This window comes from Acinetobacter sp. YH12063, from assembly GCF_013419715.1.
Classification (GTDB): domain Bacteria; phylum Pseudomonadota; class Gammaproteobacteria; order Pseudomonadales; family Moraxellaceae; genus Acinetobacter; species Acinetobacter amyesii.
In genome coordinates, this window is the sequence record NZ_VOZO01000006.1 from 52,599 (window position 1) to 70,437 (window position 17,839).

The window sequence follows — 17,839 nt, forward strand, 5'->3', positions numbered from 1 at the left end:
AGAGGAACTGAAATATTCCCCTCGACCCGATTAATTATCAAGCGATTCTAAACGAATTCGTACAATTTCGCCATGAATGACAGGCAATGCTTGAATTTGTTGAAGGGCTTCATCCATTTTAGATTCTTTGACTGGATCAGTCAGAATCACGATAGGAATAAGGTCTTTTAAGCGCGGCTGTTGCATGATCGCATCGATGCTGATTCCTGCACGGCTTAAAATCGTAGTGACATCAGCAAGAACGCCAGTTTGATCTTCGGCATTAATACGGATGTAGTATCCTGTGGTCATTTCTTCACGTGGAAGAATTGGTAAATCGGTCAGTGCTTCAAAAGCAAGCTGTGGAATTGTACCAGCGCCATCTTCGGTATATGAGATGTCACGGACAATATCGACAACGTCAGCAACCACCGCTGATGCTGTCGGGCCTGCACCTGCGCCTGCGCCATAGTAAAGCGTTGGACCAACAGCATTGGCTTGAACCAATACAGCATTTTTAACGCCATTTACATTGGCAATCAGTTGGTCTTCAGGGATCAGCGTTGGATGAACACGAAGCTCAATACCCGTTGCAGCACGACGTGCAATACCTAAATGTTTAATACGGAAACCAAGGTCTTCTGCATATTTGACATCTTGCGCAGTGACTTTGCTGATGCCTTCAGTGAAGACTTTGTTAAACTGGAGTGGGATACCAAAAGCAATAGAAGCCAACAATGTTAACTTGTGCGCTGCATCGATTCCTTCGACGTCGAAAGTTGGATCTGCTTCGGCATAACCGAGTTCTTGCGCTTCTTTGAGAACGTCTGCAAAGGCACGACCTTTTTCACGCATTTCAGTCAGGATAAAGTTACCTGTACCGTTAATAATACCTGCAAGCCAGTCAATTTTATTGGCTGCCAAACCTTCACGGAGGACTTTAATAATTGGGATACCGCCTGCGACAGCTGCTTCATAAGCAATCTGAACGTGATGATCATCGGCCAATTTAAATAATTCATTGCCGTGTTCAGCTAATAAAGCTTTGTTGGCTGTAACCACTTGTTTGCCATGAACGATTGCTTCACGAATCACTTCATACGCAGGGTGAATGCCGCCCATAACTTCAACCACAACGTCTACATCGGGTTGACGGACGATATCTAATAAATCAGCACTTTGCTTCACTGAAGCAGGTAGTTCTAAATCAGGACGAGGGCGACGCGTACCCACATGGGTAATTTCAATTTCACGACCGGTGCGACGTTTAATCTCAGCAGCATTTTCTTTTAGTAGTTTAAGGGCACCACCACCCACAGTACCAAGACCGAGGATTGCCAGACGAACTGGTTTCACGTCACACTCCATTTATTTCATCATTGCTTTAAGTGAGTTTAGATCATAGCTAAAAAAACGTTCGGACTCTAGGGTAGAAATCACTTTATTCCTACCCATAAAAAACATTCATTTAGCCTATAAAAATTAGTTATTTAAGCGCACTTTCAAGTTCGGAAGCCGACATGTAAGCACCGATGTGTTTGCCTTCTGCGTTATAGATCGCTGGCGTACCATTCACACCGATATTCAGACCCATTTCATACATGCTGCGCACTGGGTTTTTACATGATGCTGGCTCGATTTGCTCACCGGCAATGGCTTTATCAAATGCGGCACGACGGTCTTTACTACACCAGATATTTTCCATCATTGGCATGTGTTGTTCACCACGTGGCCAAGCGATGTAACGGACTTCAATGCCACGGGCATTAATATCATCCATTTGTTCATGTAACTTATGGCAATAAGGACAGCTGACATCGGTAAACACATAAACCACGTGTTTGGTTTTACCTTTGGCTTTATAAATCAGTAGGTCTTCAGTTTTTAATTGATCAAATAATTTTTTGTTGGCCTCTGCTTGTAGGGTATCGCCTACATTAAAGAGTTGTTTTTCACCTAAACGAACCACGTCGCCTTGGAAAATGTATTTACCATCTGCTGTAGCATAGACTGCAGGCATGCCTTCAAAGCTGACCCAAAACAAATTAGGAACTTCAGTCGCTTTCACCCCAGTGACTTTGGCATTGATATTGGCTTTTTGCAGATTGGATTGCAAAGTATCAATTAAACGCTGCTGAGCATTACGTTCAGATAAATTCGAAGCTTCACCAGTTGCAGGTGTACTTGCCGTTAATGTCGCATCTTTCTTTTCGTCATTATTTGAATTAGAACAAGCCACTAACGCCATACTGGCAACAAGTGTCGATGCGAGAAAAATTTTTGAACGGGTAAATAACATAAACAACCCTTTTCTTTTAGCTTTATCAAACAGGTGAGTAAGCATAGCAAAAAATATCGGGCACAATAGAACTTCTTGGTCTGATATTTCCTGCCGTTAAGCTCTCGGATGATAGTCTGCATGTAATTTTTGCATACGAATCTGCGCGACATGGGTATAAATTTGCGTGGTAGACAAGTCACTGTGGCCGAGCAGCATCTGCACGACACGTAAGTCGGCACCGTGGTTGAGCAAATGCGTGGCAAAGGCGTGGCGTAAGGTATGTGGTGATAATTCGGCTTGAATGCCTGCAATGAGCGCATAGCGTTTAATCGCGTACCAAAAGTTTTGGCGACTCATCATTCCACCGAGTTGAGTGAGAAATAAAGCATCGGTTGCGCTTTTGTATAAGACGGGGCGTGATTCGGCTAAATATTTCTCGATCCATTCCACCGCCACTTGTCCTAAAGGGACTAAGCGTTCTTTATTGCCTTTACCAGTAATCCGTAAATAGCCTTGTTTAAGATTGATCAGTTCTAATCTTAAATTTAATAACTCAGAGACACGTAAACCACAGGCATACAGCACTTCGAGCATGGCACGATCACGTAGACCCAATGCGGTGCTGAGGTCTGGGGCATTGATCAGGGCTTCGACATCTGCTTCGGATAAGTCCTTTGGTAGGGCACGACCCAATTTGGGTGTTTTGTGGATTGCAACAGGATTGTCGCTGCGTATTTTTTGTTCGCGTAAGAACTTGAAAAATGAACGCAGTGCAGAAAGTGAGCGGGCGATCGAGCGTGGACTTTTTCCTTGTTTCGTCAGGCTAAGCAAGACATCTGAAATGTCGTCACTGCTCCAATCAGTCATGACATGCGTATGACACTCACTGCATTGAATTAAATCAGATAAATATGCATTTCGAGTGTGTGGACTGACGGTTTGAGCTATTAAATGATCACGATATCCGTGTAAAAAACTGAGTGTTTCTGGAATTTGGACTGGGGTTGGAATACGTGGTTTTTTATTTAACATGTGCCGCTCATTTTCGAAATTAAACCAAGAAATCACAATGGTTTAATGCAATGTAATTTAAAAAAATAGTCGTGTCGATGCTAGATTGTTAAATGAGAATTGAAATCGAATCCGATTTGTTAATTATTCTCATTTGTTTGTATAATGTTCAAAATTTTTTAGGGTTAGTTGCGTGCGATTATCTGATTTGAAAGTGAAACAAAGCGCAGTCATTCATAAGGTACATCGTAACCAGAATGGCAACAATGCTCCGGCTGATTTAGTCGCTAGCCGTTTAGAGACTTTGGGTTTTGTTCCCGGAACAAAAGTACAGGTGATTACCAAAGGTATTTTTGGTGGTGACCCGATTTTAATTCAAGTTGGGTTTACTCGTTTCGCACTGCGAAAAGTAGAAGCTGAAAAAGTGGAAATAGCAATGGAAGGGGCATCAGCATGAGTGATGCGTTACGTATTGCCCTCGTTGGTAATCCAAACTGTGGTAAAACTTCATTATTCAATCATTTAACGGGCACACGTCAGAAAGTTGCAAACTATGCTGGGGTAACGGTTGAGCGTAAAGTTGGTCAATTTACGTTGCCATCGGGTAAATCTGTTCGAGTTTTGGATTTGCCGGGGACATATAGCTTAGAAGCGACGAGTCCTGATGAAGCGATTACGCGTGATGTCGTGCAAGGTAAAATTGCAGAAGAAGGGCATCAAGATGTCTTTTTATGTGTAGTTGATGCGACAAACTTAAAATTGCACCTCGGTTTGGTCATGGAAATGATCGATTTGGGTCGTCCAATTTTACTTGTCCTCAACATGATGGATGAAGCACGTCGTCGTGGCATGCAAATCAATACCCAAAAGCTGTCTCAGCGTTTGGGTGTGCCTGTCGTAGAAACCGTTGCTGTACGTAATGCGGGTATTGAAAACTTAATGGGTGCTTTGGATGCTGAAGGTTTCAGAAAACCAGATGCGTCATTAAGTGATACCAATCTTTCTGGGACTAACCACGAAAAAATTGAACAAATTTTAAAAGACGTGGTGGTGTTTGTTGATCATGAAGATAAACGCTCAGACTTTCTCGATAAAATTTTTCTACATCCAGTCTTTGGTTTAATTACCTTAGCGGTGATGATGTTTATTATCTTCCAAGCGGTGTTTGCGTGGGCTGCGCCGTTTATGGATGGTATTGAATGGGTGCAGGATTGGGTTGGTGAAGCCGCAGGTGGCATGATTTCCAATCCATTACTACAGAGCTTGGTTGTTAAAGGGATTATTGAAGGTGCGGGTGGCGTAATTGTCTTCCTCCCACAAATTATTATCTTATTCTTCTTTATTTTGGTTTTAGAAGAATCAGGTTATTTACCACGTGCAGCATTCTTACTAGATAAGCTGATGTTTAAAGCAGGTTTGAGTGGACGTGCTTTTATTCCTTTGCTGTCGAGCTTTGCCTGTGCTGTACCGGGCATTATGGCAACTCGGAGTATTCAAGACCCCCGAGATCGTCTGGTAACGATTTTAGTTGCGCCATTGATGACCTGTTCGGCACGTTTACCGGTTTATGCCTTGCTGATCTCAGCATTTATTCCACAGCAAATGGTCTGGGGCGTCTTTAACTTACAAGGCTTGGTGTTATTTGCATTATATGCAGCAGGGATTGTGAGTGCCTTAATTGTGGCAACAGTGCTGAAATTCTTCCAAAAAGATAAATCACAGCATGCCTTATTGATGGAACTTCCAAGCTACCGTTTCCCAGATATTAAGAGTGTTTGGATTGGTTTACTGGACCGTGCCAAGATCTTCTTGAAGCGTGTTGGTGGCATCATCTTCGCTTTATCAATTTTATTATGGTTCTTGTGTACTTTCCCGCAACCGCCAGAAGGCGCAACTTTGCCGGATATTGATTATTCATTGGCAGGTATGCTTGGGCATGTATTACAACCGATCTTTGCACCATTAGGTTTTAATTGGCAGATCTGTATTGCCTTAATTCCAGCGATGGCGGCACGTGAAGTCGTTGTGGCGGCATTGGGTACGGTGTATGCCTTGTCTGCAACAGATGAAGATGCCATGTCTCAAGGTCTGGCAAATTTAATTAGTAGCGATGGGTCATTGGGTTGGTCATTGGCAACCGGTCTATCATTATTGGTATGGTTTATTTATGCGCCACATTGCTTGGCGACACTGGCGACAGTTAAACGTGAAACTGGCTCCTTGAAAACGGTGAGTTTCATGACTATCTATTTATTTGGTTTGGCTTATCTAATGGCATTCATCACGTATCAAATTGCAACACGCTATTTTGGATCGTGAATTGTGAATGGCAAAAGCTGAACAAAGGAGAGAGACATGCTTGAATCAATAATTATTGCGGTATTGGTGATTTGGAGTGCTGTCGTGGTGTTTAAGAAGGTATTTCCAAAAACATCGAACTCAGTCTTCACAACTTTTTCTGAGCACTGTGCAAACCGTGGTTGGAACAGTTTAGCCAAATGGTTAAAGCCCAAAATGGCCGCAGGCTGTGCAGGCGGTTGTGGATGTTCAGCTTCGGACAATCCATCTGCAAAAAAAGCTGAAGTACAAGCGGTGAAATGGAAATAAGCTCACCGTCAATTGCTTGAAGAAACCGCCCAAGATGGGCGGTTTTTTTACGAGCGGACACAAAAAAACTGCGAGAAAGTGAAAACATAAAAAGCATTCAAAACAGCAAAGTGCTAACATTTTGTCAGATTTAAAAACCGACCAAAAAATGGGGCGAAAATGTTAATACAGCGTGGTGGATTGAAGGTTGTTGCCGGATTAGGGATTTCTGGTGTTTCCGCAGTGAATTTCTTACATAGCCATGGCTACCGCGTTGCAGTCACCGATTCACGAGCAGTCCCACCGGGTCATGATCAAATTCCAAGTGATGTACAAACTAGTTTCGGTCAGTTGGATCAAGATTTATTACTCCAAGCAGAAGAAATTATTATCAGCCCGGGGCTAGATCCAAAATTACCGCAAATTCAGGCGGCCATTGCAGCCAATATTCCTGTGGTTTCTGAAATTCAAATTTTACGTCGTGCGACAGATAAGCCAATTGTTGCAATTACAGGTTCGAATGCGAAAAGTACCGTAACGACTTTATTTGGTCTTATGGCAGCAGATGCAGGCAAAAAAGTGGCAGTGGGTGGAAACTTGGGCCGTCCAGCTTTGGATCTCACCAAAGATGATCCTGAGCTTTATGTTTTAGAGCTTTCAAGTTTTCAATTAGAAACCACGTCGAACTTGGCAGCAGAAGTGGCTGTTGTGTTGAACATGAGTGAAGACCATTTGGACCGTCATGGCGATATGATGGGCTATCACACTGCGAAGCATCGTATTTTCCAAGCGGTGAAAAAAGTGGTGTATAACCGTGATGACTCATTAACACGTCCATTGGTTCCAGATGCTACTCCAATGCAAAGCTTTGGCTTAAATGCACCAGATATGAATCAGTTCGGTATTTTACGCGATACTGATGGCACAATTTGGTTGGCACGTGGTCGTGAGCGTTTACTGAAAAGTGCAGATATGTATATCCAAGGGACTCATAATGTGGCAAACGCCTTGGCATGTTTAGCTTTGGGTGAAGCGATTGGTTTGCCACTAGCAGGCATGTTGGAAACTTTGAAAACCTTTAAAGGTTTAGAGCACCGCTGTGAATTTGTCAAAGAAGTGCATGGTGTTCGTTATTATAACGACTCTAAAGGTACCAATATTGGTGCGACTTTAGCTGCAATTGATGGCCTAGGTGCTGCGATTGAAGCCAAAGGCGGTAAAGTGGCGATTATTTTAGGTGGTCAAGGCAAAGGGCAGGACTTTACTGCACTGCGTGATTCACTTTCAAAATATGCCAAAGTTGCGGTATTGATTGGTGAAGATCGTCCAATTATTGAAAAAGCGATTGAAGGGACAACCACGCTGATTCATGCTGAAAGTTTGAAACAAGCGGTTGAGCTGTGCCAACAAAATGCGGTAGCCAATGATGTGGTGTTATTGTCTCCAGCGTGCGCAAGTTTTGATATGTTTAAAGGCTACAGTGAGCGTGGACACCAATTTGTTGATTGTGTGAATGCACTCGTTTAAAAGAACGATAAGGAAAGTTGTATGGCTGGGTTAGCTCAGACGACCATAAATAGAATAAATGAAGTTGTAGAGCGTTGGATTCCTCGGTTACCTGCCGAGGTCAACGTGCGCAATGTTTTAATGTTCTGTGTTTTGGCATTGTTGTGTATTGGTTCGATCATGGTGGCATCTGCGTCGATGCCTTATGCAGAGCGTATGCATGAAAATGCCTTCCATTACATTTCACGACACGGTATTTCGATTGCCGCCGCCGCCGCCGCTGCGTATATCGCCTATAAAGTGCCGTTAAATGTGTGGTTTAACAACACCTTCTTTTTATGGATTATCACGATTATCTTACTGGCTGCTGTATTGGCTGTCGGGACAGAGGTCAATGGTTCTAAACGTTGGATTCGGATCGCTGGTTTCACCTTACAGGCTTCGGAAGTTGCCAAAGTCATGATGGCGATATTTACCGCGGACTATGTGGTACGGCGTGCCGAAGAAGTCCGTAATAATATTAAGGGCTTGGTACGATTGGCAGTGATTATGGCTGCAACTGTCGGTTTGGTCATGGCAGAGCCAGATTTAGGGGCGACGGTGGTGATTGCCTTAACCATGCTAGGGGTATTCTTCCTCGCAGGAGCACCGTTGATTCAGTTCGCAATTGCCTTTGGTGCGATCATCATGGCATTTGTGTTCTTGATTTTATTTGAACCCTACCGTTTAGAACGATTGATGTCGTTCTCAAATCCATGGAATGATCCACTAGGTGCAGGCTACCAGTTATCAAATGCATTAATGGCTTTTGGTCGCGGTGAATGGTTTGGTGTCGGATTAGGTCATAGTATTCAAAAAATGTCGTATTTACCTGAGGCACATACCGACTTCATGTTGGCGGTTTTGGGTGAAGAGTTTGGCTTCTTTGGGATTTTGACCGTATTGACGCTGTCATTTGTGATGTTGGTCTGCTGTATTCGCATTGGTCATCGTGCTTTACGTCATCAATACTTGCGTGCAGGCTACTTGGCTTATGGCATCAGTATTATCTTCTTGCTGCAAATTTTGGTGAATGCCGGCATGAACATGGGCATGCTTCCAACCAAGGGTTTGACCTTACCGTTTATTAGTTATGGGGGATCTTCTCTGATTATCTGTGCGGTTATGGTGAGTCTGATCTTAAAGATCGATGCGACGACCAAAGAAGTGAACCCAAGTAAAGAAGAATCAAGCTTCTAAATTGGTATCTCGTTGCGGATCGCGAGATGCATGGTGGAGTACACTGGCCGGCATCTCCGTTCCACAATGGAGACATTTGACAAAGCTCGCCTTGGCTTTAGATAGTGGAATCAATGGAATAAAAAATAAAGAAAAATAATTACGTTGCTGTTTCAACTCAAACTGAGTTCTGCTGCGGCAGACAGGGCAAGTAAATTGGCTCTTTTCAATGACTTTGGTTTTCGGACCAACTCCAAAAATAAAAAACATTAGGCTCTCCAACGGTCGATTGATCACTTTATTAAAGCATAATTCAATTGAATATCGAGTGATTGACTCAGATCAACATTTGGGTTTATTGATAGATTTGAGGCAATGCTGTGCCATGGGGAATATATTGAATATTCCACTGCGCAATCGCCTGTTGCAGCATAATACGTGGCGTGTCTAAGTCGACTGGCGGTTGGTGTAGGGCCTGCAATGCTTGTTGCAATAAAGATGCTGCTTTTTTTAAATCAAGAGCTTGAGCCATATTCTGTTTTGACAGTTTTTGTCCCTGATTATTCATTGCCAATGGCAAGTGCATGTATTCAAGGCGTGGATAACCCAAAACCTGTCCGAGCCAAATTTGACGTTCGGTATTGTCCAAAAGATCAGCTCCACGTACGACATGGGTCATCCCTTGTAGGTAGTCATCCACCACGACAGCAAGTTGATAATTGATAATGCCATCACGGCGTTTTAAGACGAAGTCGCCCAAATCTTGTTGCAGATTGGAGCAATGCGTCCCTTGTAAGCGGTCGGTAAAACAAATGTTCTGTGCATCGACTTTGATTCGAATGGCCTGATCCTGAAGGGGAAGGCCAAGATTACGACATGTGCCTTGATAGATATGATTTGAACCAAGCATTTTTCGGGTGCATTGACAGGCATAGATCAAGTCTTGGGCATGCAAATGTGCAATGACTTCCTCATAGATTTCTAAGCGGTCTTTTTGGAAAATGATCTCGGCATCTGGTTCGAATTGAAATGCATCAATACAACGTAAGATGTGTTCTTCGCTACCGGGAAATATACGTGGAATGTCGGTATCTTCGATACGAACCACCCATTGCCCTTGATGGGCACGGGCATCGCAGTAGCTTGCAACTGCTGTAATTAAAGAGCCAAAATGCAAAGGGCCGGTTGGCGATGGCGCAAACCGACCCACGTAATGCTCTGCAGCTTTCCCTCCCTTTTTTAAAGGTAGGGCTAGAGAGGAATTACTCAACACAGAATTAACCGTTATTTTGCTTCTCTTTGATCTCTGCAAGTGTTTTGCAGTCGATACATAAAGTCGCTGTTGGACGTGCTTCTAGGCGACGTAAACCAATTTCGATACCACACGTTTCACAGAAACCGTAGTCATCATTTTTGATCGCTTCAATTGATTGTTCAATTTTACGGATCAGTTTACGTTCACGGTCACGTGTACGAAGTTCAATCGCAAATTCTTCTTCTTGCGTTGCACGGTCGTTCACATCTGGAAGCGCAGTATTTTCGTCTTGCATGGTATTCAAAGTACGGTCTACTTCAGACATTAACTCAGCTTTCCACGCCAATAAGATGTGACGGAAATGCTCAAGTTGCCCTTCAGACATGTATTCTTCATTCTTTTTAGGCTGATAAGGTTCAATACCAAATAAGCTTGCAGTAGAACCACCTTCAGTCGCCTTTGGCTTTGATTTGCGCACGCGTTTGGTAGACTTTTCGTCTACTACATCAGTTTGTTCGTCTAAGACTTGATTTTGGTTGTCATTCGCCATGTAGGGCATTCCTCATCATATGCATATATCTATACGCAAAAAATATGGTGATATGCAAGTTTTTTATCCACCCAACACAGAGTTTCCTTCTGTGGGGGTCGTCATCATATAGACTTTTTCTGCTTATTGATAGTCTTTGATGTTTGGATTCTAACTATCACTTTTCCTTTAGAAGCCATAAAGTAAAGCAAAAAAATCAAATTGAAAAGTTAATAACCTGAAATTTCAACATTAATTTGAGGTTGCTTTAATTTGACCCGAACAACTTCAGTTTTAAATTCACCATTATCATTCAGATAGAGTGCACGATACCCTGGTAAAGCCTCATCTAAGGCAAAATTTTCACTATGCGGTTTGAACTGAACACTGGTCGAAGGCGTCGATAAAAACTGAATATTACGCCATTGATTAGACGAGTCTTGATGTACGTGTCCGCATAGTACAATTTTGACATTGTCATGGCGTGAAAGCACATCTATGAGATGTTCAGCGTTCTTTAGTTTATGCTGATCTATCCAATGCGATTGCATGGCAAAAGGGTGGTGGTGGCATGCCACAATGATGTGTTGCTGTGGGTGTGCTGTGAGTAACTGATCTAATTGTTCGAGCTGCTGTTGTGATACCCAACCATCCACTTTTCCTTTAACCGCACTGTTCAGTAAAATCAGACACCAATTGCCTAATGCGATGCAGTGAGCACGATCTTCCTGTTGATGAAATGGGAAGCAAGACGCTTCGTCATGGTTCCCCGGAATCTGATAAAACGGAAACGGCTGCTGTTGCATATATTCGAGATAACGCGCATAGGTACGCTCTACCGGCACTTGTGCAAGATCGCCAGTATGGACAAGCGTATCGATGTGATGATGGTTCAACTGAATTTGTTGAATCACATCGTGAAAACTCTGCTCTGGATTCATGCGGACAAATTCAAGATCTTCCTGATCCATTAAATGTGTGTCCGAGATCTGGATCAGTGTCCAGTCGTATTGTGGTGTATCCCTTAAAGTCATGTCCTTCCCCTTAGACATTCCTTGTAGTATGTATTTGTTGTTGTAACCATTGCAAGGCCATAATGACAGGTGCGTTTTTTAGCCGACCATTGGTTAATAATTCAGGAATATCAGCATAATCTAAGATATGCAATTGAATATTTTCTCCTTCATCAGGCATGCCAAAGACTCCTCCATGTTCAGGCAGTTCAGCTTCAGCACTATAAAGGTGGAATAATTCCGCGCAGGCACCCGCAGAGGGATAAAAACTAAATAAATGCTGTAGTGCATCTAATTCACAGCCTGATTCTTCCAAACTTTCACGGCGGATGCAGCTTTCAGCAGATTCATCACCATCGAGCACGCCGGCAATAATCTCTAGTTGCCATGGCGAAGTTTCATCATCAATCGCCCCAATGCGGAATTGTTCAATTAAGGCAAATTTTTGTTGTTGATGACTATAGATCAGCACACCTGCTGCTTCAGGACGATGAATCAATTCACGCTGAATGGTTGGAATCATGCTGTCTTGATGGAATAAGCGGTGTCGAAGCTGAACTTTTTCAACTTGAATAAAGCCTTTATAAAGATGTTCACGCCCTTCAATGCTGTAATCTTTTTTGTTATATGTGGCCTGTTTAATAATATTCATAAGCGCTAATTAGGATGAAATCTTCCATTTCATCCTAACCGAGATTTTGTTGAATACAAAAGATTTTTTTTAAGCTTTACACTTTGTGGTACAACTTTTGACCATGTTCATGATAGGCCGCTTTCATGCTTTGTAAACCTGTTTCAATTTCAGGATTAGATTCTGAAGAAAGCTGCATATCTTGCTGATTTTTTGCATAATCTCTCACATTTTGTGTGATTTTCATCGAGCAAAATTTAGGTCCACACATTGAACAAAAATGGGCTGATTTATGTGCTTCTTTCGGCATAGTTTCATCATGCATGCTGCGTGCTGTATCAGGGTCTAAGCTCAGATTAAATTGGTCTTCCCAGCGGAATTCAAAGCGTGCTTTCGATAATGCATTATCACGAGCCTGCGCACCGGGATGACCTTTGGCAAGGTCCGCGGCATGGGCTGCAATTTTGTAGGTGATAATGCCATCTTTGACGTCTTTTTTATCTGGTAGACCAAGGTGCTCTTTCGGGGTCACATAACACAGCATCGCGGTGCCGTACCAACCAATCATTGCCGCACCAATGGCAGAGGTAATGTGGTCATAGCCCGGGGCAATATCGGTGGTGAGTGGTCCAAGGGTATAGAAAGGCGCTTCTTTGCAAACCTCGAGTTGTAGATCCATATTTTCTTTGATCATGTGCATTGGTACATGGCCAGGGCCTTCAATCATGACTTGTACATCATGCTCCCATGCACGGTGAGTCAATTCACCTAAGGTGCGTAATTCACTAAATTGGGCTTCATCGTTGGCATCTTGAATACATCCCGGACGTAAACCATCACCTAAACTGAATGACACATCATAGGCTTTCATGATTTCGCAGATTTCATCAAAATGCGTATACAGGAAGTTTTCTTCATGATGCGCTAAGCACCACTGCGCCATGATGGATCCGCCACGTGACACAATACCAGTTAAACGGTTGGCGGTGAGTGGAACATAACGAAGCAGCACGCCTGCGTGAATCGTAAAGTAATCGACACCTTGCTCGGCTTGTTCAATCAGTGTGTCTTTGAAAATTTCCCAGGTTAAGTCCTCTGCGACACCATCAACTTTTTCTAAAGCTTGGTAAATCGGCACGGTGCCAATCGGTACAGGGGAGTTGCGAATAATCCATTCGCGGGTTTCATGGATATTTTTACCTGTCGATAAATCCATGATGGTGTCAGCGCCCCAACGAGTTGCCCAAGTCATTTTTGCCACTTCTTCATCAATGCTTGAACCAAGTGCTGAGTTACCAATGTTGGCATTGATTTTCACCAAGAAGTTACGACCAATAATCATCGGTTCACATTCAGGGTGGTTAATGTTGGCAGGGATAATGGCACGACCTTCAGCCACTTCTTGACGTACAAATTCTGGGGTGATTTCAGTTAAATTGCGTGCGCCAAAATTTTGACCGGCATGTTGGCGCATATCAACACCTTCACGCTGCCGCTGATTTTCACGAATCGCAATGTATTCCATTTCAGGGGTGATGATGCCTTGTTTGGCATAGTGCATTTGAGAGACATTATGTCCACGACGAGCGCGACGGGGTTTTGAAATATGCGCAAAACGAATCTCTGCAGTACGAATATCTCGAAGACGCTCTTGTCCAAATTTTGAAGTTAAGGTATCGAGTATTTCCGTATCATTTCGAGACTCGATCCAAGATTCACGGACATTGGGTAGACCTTGATTCAGGTCAATTTGAATATTGGGGTCGGTATAAGCACCAGAGGTGTCATAGACCATAATGGGCAGATTTTTTTCTCCACCCAGACCTGTAGGCGTATCTGTAAGGCTAATCTCACGCATTGGTACGCGAATATCAGGACGTGAGCCTTGGATATAGACTTTCTTTGATGCAGGGAGAATACGAGTGAGATCTTTAGCATCTTGTTCATGTTGAGCAGCGCGATCTGAAGCGGTGAGATTCGTTAATTGGTTCATTGCAATGATCCTTATGAATGACATCAACGAATCAAGCACGACCAAAAACGTGGCGGTTTATCTGATGGATTCACCTGAAAATAAAGGCGTAACACCAAGAGATAAGAGGGGCTTAAGTTTTTAGATGGCTTGATTCCTACGCAGGTATTAACCTGATCAGGTTCAACGGTACTCATCCTTAAATTTAGCGAACTAAATTTAGATGATCTCAGCAGGAAATTACCTGCGCTCCGTCAAGCTTTGTGCGGATATTAGCATGAAGGCTGTTTTAAAACAGTGTTATTTTTCATCGATTTTGCAGTGCAGAATTTTGGCTAGGCACATGTGCAATTGAACTTGCATTGGCTAAGTAGAGGACTGATTTACACAGATGGCGTCACTAAAACAGTCTTTCTTATAATGCGGATCAGGATTGCGGACACCAATTAAATTCAACAGCTGCGCTTCTGATCGCTGATTAGATGCAGCAGTATTTTGATCTAATAATTTTAAAAATAAACGCGCCTGATCTGCCAATGTGGAGTTTTTTAATTGAGCCAAGCGTTCAATTTCTTCCAAAGAACTGGCTTGAATACTGAGGCGGTCTGAAAAATCATTGGAAACTGGACTATGTGCTGAACCAATAAATAACAACTGGCTATATTGATATAGCAATTGTTGTGCATCTTTTTTGTAGGGGCTATCTGGATATTGTTTGAGATAGTCTTCCCAAAAAATTGCACGTGTAGCAATCTCTTGCGGCTCAATGGCTAAACTTTGTTGCAACAAGGCAGGTTGTGCATTTTGTTCAGCCAGTTTTTCAATAAAGACTTGCTCAGATTCTTCCATATACGGCGCAAAAATTTTGGCTAAATATTCAGGACTGCGGCGATAGCGTAATTGTCCTTCACCTGCATCGAACAACTCCACATAAGCTTGGCCTTTGTGTTTCAGTAAATACTGATCTCGGGCAGTGAGCTGCTCATAATGATTTTGTTGAATGGTAGGATGCTGAGCCATATCAAAGGCAAATTGTTCGAACGCCATTTGCTGTTGAGCTGTACGTTCAACATGTAAAAAGTTACGATACATTTGATTGGACAAACGCAGTAATTTTTTTTGTTCGTCCGCTTTTAATAGCGGTAAGCAGACTTTGAGATCTTGGTTGATTTGTTCTAAAGCGAAAGTTGTGCGTTGATCGTCTATTTCCAGCATGTTTTTTTCAAGTTTTTTGCACAACAAAGACAAATCGACTGCTTCTTTTTGAACAGTCTTATTGTTGGGAAACTCTGGTGCAGGTTGTGGTTCAGGCTGTTGTTGGCATCCATTCAACATACTGAAACATAAAAACATTGCACTAAACTTTGCAGGCAGCTGAAAAAATTTTGACACAGGAACTCGATGCGCTATAGAAGTGGTATTGTCCGATGGAATGTCGACTATTTTATAGATGAAACACGTGCAATATGTGTACTATTGTACAGTTCTTTGTTATAGCGTTGTGAGTAGTGTCCGAAAACGACTGAAATTATCCGGTTTTGTCGCATTTGATATAAAAAATTAATAAAAATCATACGGAAATTTGCAAGGATATGATTAGTATCTGCTTAGTTTTAGGCTTGAATATTCAATCTCGGGTATTTGAATATTAGGAATTTACAAAAAAAATGAACAAAAAAGTTGTGGTGGGTCTTTGTTTGCTTTTCACGAGTCAATGGGCGTGTGCGCTAGACCTTGTGCAAGCTTATGAACGTGCAAAACAAGAAGACCCCAATTGGCAAGCCAATAAACTACAATATGAAGCGGATAAATTGAATTTGGGGATTGCCAATGGGAACTTACTCCCGACGGTAACAATCTCTGGGAATGTGACCCGAAAAAATCAAAATTCCAACCAAAGTGGCGCTCAAGCAGGGCTGATCATGCCAGACAGCACCACAACAAGACAAATTGCGCTCACTGCCCGTCAGCCCATTTTTCGTTGGGATGCATGGGAAGGGCTGAAGCAAGTCAAGACCTCGATTAACTTAAGTGAAATCAATCTGCGGATTCAAAAACAAGATCATATTTTAAATGTCTCTGAAGCTTATTTTAATGTCCTACGTCAGCAAGCATTGACGGTTGCCAACTTACAAGAAGAACAGGCGCTATCTGAACAGCTGCGCATGATGAATGCTAAATTAAAAGAAGGCTTGGTGGCAAAAAGTGACGTCAGCGAAGCCAATGCTCAATATCAAAATGCGCGGGCCAACCGTATGGCGACCAATGTTCAATTGGTTTTGGCGCAGGAACAATTACAACAGTTGATTGGGCCATATCGAGAAAATCTGGCGGTGTTACGTGAAGATTTTCAGTTTGAAAAACCGATTCCAAACAATGTGCAAGCGTGGGAAGAACTGGCTCAGGGGCAGAATCTAGGTATTTTACAAGCGCGTATGCAACAACGTTATGCGGAAGATGGTAAACGCGTTGAAAAGGCCGCCTTATATCCTCAGATTGAAGCGGTAGGGACCTATGGGTATAACAAGCAAAGTCCACAATCCATCATGTCGCAAGATGGTCAATTTGATCAGGTGGGGATTGAAATGAACTGGAATGTGTTTAATGGTGGACGGACACAGAAATCCATTAAGCAAGCAGCGATCAATGTTGAAAAAAGCCAAGCACAGGTGGATGCAGCGATTCGAAAAGCACAAACCGATGTAAAAAAATCTTATATGCAAGTCGAAACGGATCAAAGTAAATTACAGGCACGTAAAGCCGCAATGGATTCTTCCGCGCAAGTGTCTTTGGCGTCACAAGCCCAGTACCAAGAAGGTCTGAAAACTATGGTTGATGTGCTACTGGCACAGCGTAATGCTTTTTCAGCCCGTCAAGATTATTTAAATTCCAAGTACGATTATTTAATTCATGTTCTACAACTTAAAGCCTCCGTTGGGAAATTAACGGAAGCTGATTTAGTGGAAATGAATGCATGGTTGGTCGATCAGAAAAATCAGCCATCGATCCTACTAAAGAAATAATCCATGGTCATAAAAGTTTCACAATCAATATGCTTTAATATGGCACTAAAATCTGCCGATTCACGTTGTAGTGGAGACTCGCTTTGCCTAATAATCCTGTTTTAAACCATCACATTTCTTCGCAATTCAATGAAGAGTTGCAGGATGTGCATACCAAATTTATGACCATGGGTGGTTTGGTGGAGCAGCAGGTTGCAAATGCCATTCATGCCTTATTGGATACGGATGCAACGATGGCGATTGATGTTCAATTTCAAGACAATACGGTGAACCGTATGGAAACTGAAATTGATGAAGCGCTTACCCTGATTTTGGCGCGTCGTCATCCTGCTGCGATTGATCTACGCATGGTGATTGCGATGTCGAAAGCCAACACCGATTTAGAACGGATTGGTGATGAAGCGGCAAAAATTGCCCGTATTGCACAAAGCTTGTGTGAAGAGGGTGGTTCACCGCGTGGCTATATGGAAACACGTCATATTGGCAACCAAGTCCGTGTGATGATTCATGATGCGCTCGATGCCTTTGCACGTTTGGATGTAGATCAGGCTTTACGTGTCCTTTTGGCCGATGCCGATATTGACCGTGAGTACCAATCGGCAACCCGTACCCTCATGACGTATATGATAGAAGATCCACGCCACATTACTCGGGTCATGAATGTACTTTGGGTGCTGCGTTCACTTGAACGTATTGGTGACCATGCTCGAAATATCTCTGAACAAGTGATTTATATGGTGAAAGGTCTAGATGTCCGTCACACCAGTGTTGAAGAAATTGAGCAAAAAGTTCAGCGTTAATTGATAAAAACCAATATGAACGAAGCCCATCACAC

The 17,839-nt window shown here is 42.8% G+C and carries 17 protein-coding genes and 1 riboswitch; of the genes, 7 read left to right on the forward strand and 10 right to left on the reverse strand.

Annotated elements, in window-relative coordinates; translation table 11 throughout:
- Positions 1 to 30: 30 nt before the first annotated feature.
- The 3 genes from FTU12_RS07825 to xerD all read right to left on the reverse strand — a co-directional run bounded on the left by FTU12_RS07825 (position 31) and on the right by xerD (position 3,292).
- Positions 31 to 1,335 carry a homoserine dehydrogenase gene (locus tag FTU12_RS07825; protein WP_180008061.1) on the reverse strand — a complete coding sequence of 435 codons (1,305 nt, stop codon included), beginning with the start codon at positions 1,333 to 1,335 and terminating at the stop codon, positions 31 to 33.
- A gap of 130 nt (positions 1,336 to 1,465) precedes the next feature.
- Complete coding sequence (locus tag FTU12_RS07830) at positions 1,466 to 2,278, reverse strand: DsbC family protein (RefSeq protein WP_180008060.1); 813 nt, start codon at positions 2,276 to 2,278, stop codon at positions 1,466 to 1,468.
- Between the two features lie 96 nt (positions 2,279 to 2,374).
- Positions 2,375 to 3,292 carry a site-specific tyrosine recombinase XerD gene (xerD, locus tag FTU12_RS07835; protein WP_180114119.1) on the reverse strand — a complete coding sequence of 306 codons (918 nt, stop codon included), beginning with the start codon at positions 3,290 to 3,292 and terminating at the stop codon, positions 2,375 to 2,377.
- A gap of 172 nt (positions 3,293 to 3,464) precedes the next feature.
- Between xerD and FTU12_RS07840 the strand changes: the two genes are divergently transcribed.
- From FTU12_RS07840 to ftsW, 5 genes are all read left to right on the forward strand, one after another.
- Positions 3,465 to 3,728, forward strand: coding sequence for a FeoA family protein (locus FTU12_RS07840; RefSeq protein ID WP_078189444.1), 264 nt, complete (start codon positions 3,465 to 3,467; stop codon positions 3,726 to 3,728).
- The gene (locus FTU12_RS07845; RefSeq protein WP_180114120.1) at positions 3,725 to 5,590 is read left to right on the forward strand and encodes a ferrous iron transporter B; all 1,866 of its coding nucleotides are present in this window, start codon (positions 3,725 to 3,727) and stop codon (positions 5,588 to 5,590) included. The genes FTU12_RS07840 and FTU12_RS07845 overlap by 4 nt, the downstream gene beginning before the upstream one ends.
- 36 nt (positions 5,591 to 5,626) lie before the next feature.
- Entirely contained in the window at positions 5,627 to 5,878 is a 252-nt protein-coding gene (locus FTU12_RS07850; RefSeq protein ID WP_180035955.1) for a DUF6587 family protein, read from the forward strand.
- A gap of 159 nt (positions 5,879 to 6,037) precedes the next feature.
- Positions 6,038 to 7,384, forward strand: coding sequence for a UDP-N-acetylmuramoyl-L-alanine--D-glutamate ligase (gene murD / locus FTU12_RS07855; RefSeq protein ID WP_180114121.1), 1,347 nt, complete (start codon positions 6,038 to 6,040; stop codon positions 7,382 to 7,384).
- A gap of 21 nt (positions 7,385 to 7,405) precedes the next feature.
- Complete coding sequence (gene ftsW / locus FTU12_RS07860) at positions 7,406 to 8,602, forward strand: putative lipid II flippase FtsW (protein WP_180114122.1); 1,197 nt, start codon at positions 7,406 to 7,408, stop codon at positions 8,600 to 8,602.
- Here ftsW and FTU12_RS07865 read toward each other — a convergent pair.
- The 7 genes from FTU12_RS07865 to FTU12_RS07895 form a co-directional block, all read right to left on the reverse strand.
- A complete protein-coding gene (locus FTU12_RS07865) occupies positions 8,591 to 8,851 on the reverse strand; it encodes a zinc-ribbon domain-containing protein (RefSeq protein WP_180114123.1) in 261 nt (86 codons plus the stop codon). The genes ftsW and FTU12_RS07865 overlap by 12 nt on opposite strands.
- 85 nt (positions 8,852 to 8,936) lie before the next feature.
- Positions 8,937 to 9,854, reverse strand: coding sequence for a tRNA glutamyl-Q(34) synthetase GluQRS (gene gluQRS, locus FTU12_RS07870; RefSeq protein ID WP_373684142.1), 918 nt, complete (start codon positions 9,852 to 9,854; stop codon positions 8,937 to 8,939).
- Positions 9,855 to 9,858: 4 nt separating this feature from the next.
- The gene (gene dksA / locus FTU12_RS07875; protein WP_078189438.1) at positions 9,859 to 10,386 is read right to left on the reverse strand and encodes an RNA polymerase-binding protein DksA; all 528 of its coding nucleotides are present in this window, start codon (positions 10,384 to 10,386) and stop codon (positions 9,859 to 9,861) included.
- 209 nt (positions 10,387 to 10,595) lie between these two features.
- Entirely contained in the window at positions 10,596 to 11,399 is an 804-nt protein-coding gene (cpdA, locus tag FTU12_RS07880) for a 3',5'-cyclic-AMP phosphodiesterase (protein WP_078192576.1), read from the reverse strand.
- 10 nt (positions 11,400 to 11,409) lie between these two features.
- Positions 11,410 to 12,030 carry an NUDIX domain-containing protein gene (locus FTU12_RS07885; RefSeq protein WP_078192575.1) on the reverse strand — a complete coding sequence of 207 codons (621 nt, stop codon included), beginning with the start codon at positions 12,028 to 12,030 and terminating at the stop codon, positions 11,410 to 11,412.
- Between the two features lie 76 nt (positions 12,031 to 12,106).
- Positions 12,107 to 14,002, reverse strand: a complete 1,896-nt coding sequence (gene thiC / locus FTU12_RS07890; protein WP_078189435.1) for a phosphomethylpyrimidine synthase ThiC — start codon at positions 14,000 to 14,002, stop codon at positions 12,107 to 12,109.
- A 116-nt stretch (positions 14,003 to 14,118) separates the two neighbouring features.
- Positions 14,119 to 14,245, reverse strand: a riboswitch (TPP riboswitch).
- A gap of 102 nt (positions 14,246 to 14,347) precedes the next feature.
- Complete coding sequence (locus FTU12_RS07895; protein ID WP_180114204.1) at positions 14,348 to 15,334, reverse strand: hypothetical protein; 987 nt, start codon at positions 15,332 to 15,334, stop codon at positions 14,348 to 14,350.
- 314 nt (positions 15,335 to 15,648) lie between these two features.
- Here FTU12_RS07895 and FTU12_RS07900 point away from each other — a divergent pair, with 314 nt between their 5' ends.
- Both FTU12_RS07900 and phoU read left to right on the forward strand, forming a co-directional pair.
- Entirely contained in the window at positions 15,649 to 17,004 is a 1,356-nt protein-coding gene (locus tag FTU12_RS07900; RefSeq protein ID WP_168378215.1) for a TolC family outer membrane protein, read from the forward strand.
- A gap of 83 nt (positions 17,005 to 17,087) precedes the next feature.
- Entirely contained in the window at positions 17,088 to 17,804 is a 717-nt protein-coding gene (phoU, locus tag FTU12_RS07905) for a phosphate signaling complex protein PhoU (RefSeq protein WP_078189433.1), read from the forward strand.
- The last annotated feature ends 35 nt before the right edge of the window (positions 17,805 to 17,839 follow it).

Coding starts and splice junctions, on each gene's coding strand:
- FTU12_RS07845 (WP_180114120.1), top strand. CDS start 3,725: ATGAGTGATGCGTTACGTATTGCCCTCGTTGGTAATCCAAACTGTGGT.
- FTU12_RS07865 (WP_180114123.1), bottom strand. CDS start 8,851: ATGTTTTTTATTTTTGGAGTTGGTCCGAAAACCAAAGTCATTGAAAAG.
- cpdA (WP_078192576.1), bottom strand. CDS start 11,399: ATGACTTTAAGGGATACACCACAATACGACTGGACACTGATCCAGATC.
- xerD (WP_180114119.1), bottom strand. CDS start 3,292: ATGTTAAATAAAAAACCACGTATTCCAACCCCAGTCCAAATTCCAGAA.
- FTU12_RS07830 (WP_180008060.1), bottom strand. CDS start 2,278: ATGTTATTTACCCGTTCAAAAATTTTTCTCGCATCGACACTTGTTGCC.
- FTU12_RS07885 (WP_078192575.1), bottom strand. CDS start 12,030: ATGAATATTATTAAACAGGCCACATATAACAAAAAAGATTACAGCATT.
- thiC (WP_078189435.1), bottom strand. CDS start 14,002: ATGAACCAATTAACGAATCTCACCGCTTCAGATCGCGCTGCTCAACAT.
- FTU12_RS07850 (WP_180035955.1), top strand. CDS start 5,627: ATGCTTGAATCAATAATTATTGCGGTATTGGTGATTTGGAGTGCTGTC.
- dksA (WP_078189438.1), bottom strand. CDS start 10,386: ATGGCGAATGACAACCAAAATCAAGTCTTAGACGAACAAACTGATGTA.
- FTU12_RS07900 (WP_168378215.1), top strand. CDS start 15,649: ATGAACAAAAAAGTTGTGGTGGGTCTTTGTTTGCTTTTCACGAGTCAA.
- FTU12_RS07895 (WP_180114204.1), bottom strand. CDS start 15,334: ATGTTTTTATGTTTCAGTATGTTGAATGGATGCCAACAACAGCCTGAA.
- ftsW (WP_180114122.1), top strand. CDS start 7,406: ATGGCTGGGTTAGCTCAGACGACCATAAATAGAATAAATGAAGTTGTA.
- murD (WP_180114121.1), top strand. CDS start 6,038: ATGTTAATACAGCGTGGTGGATTGAAGGTTGTTGCCGGATTAGGGATT.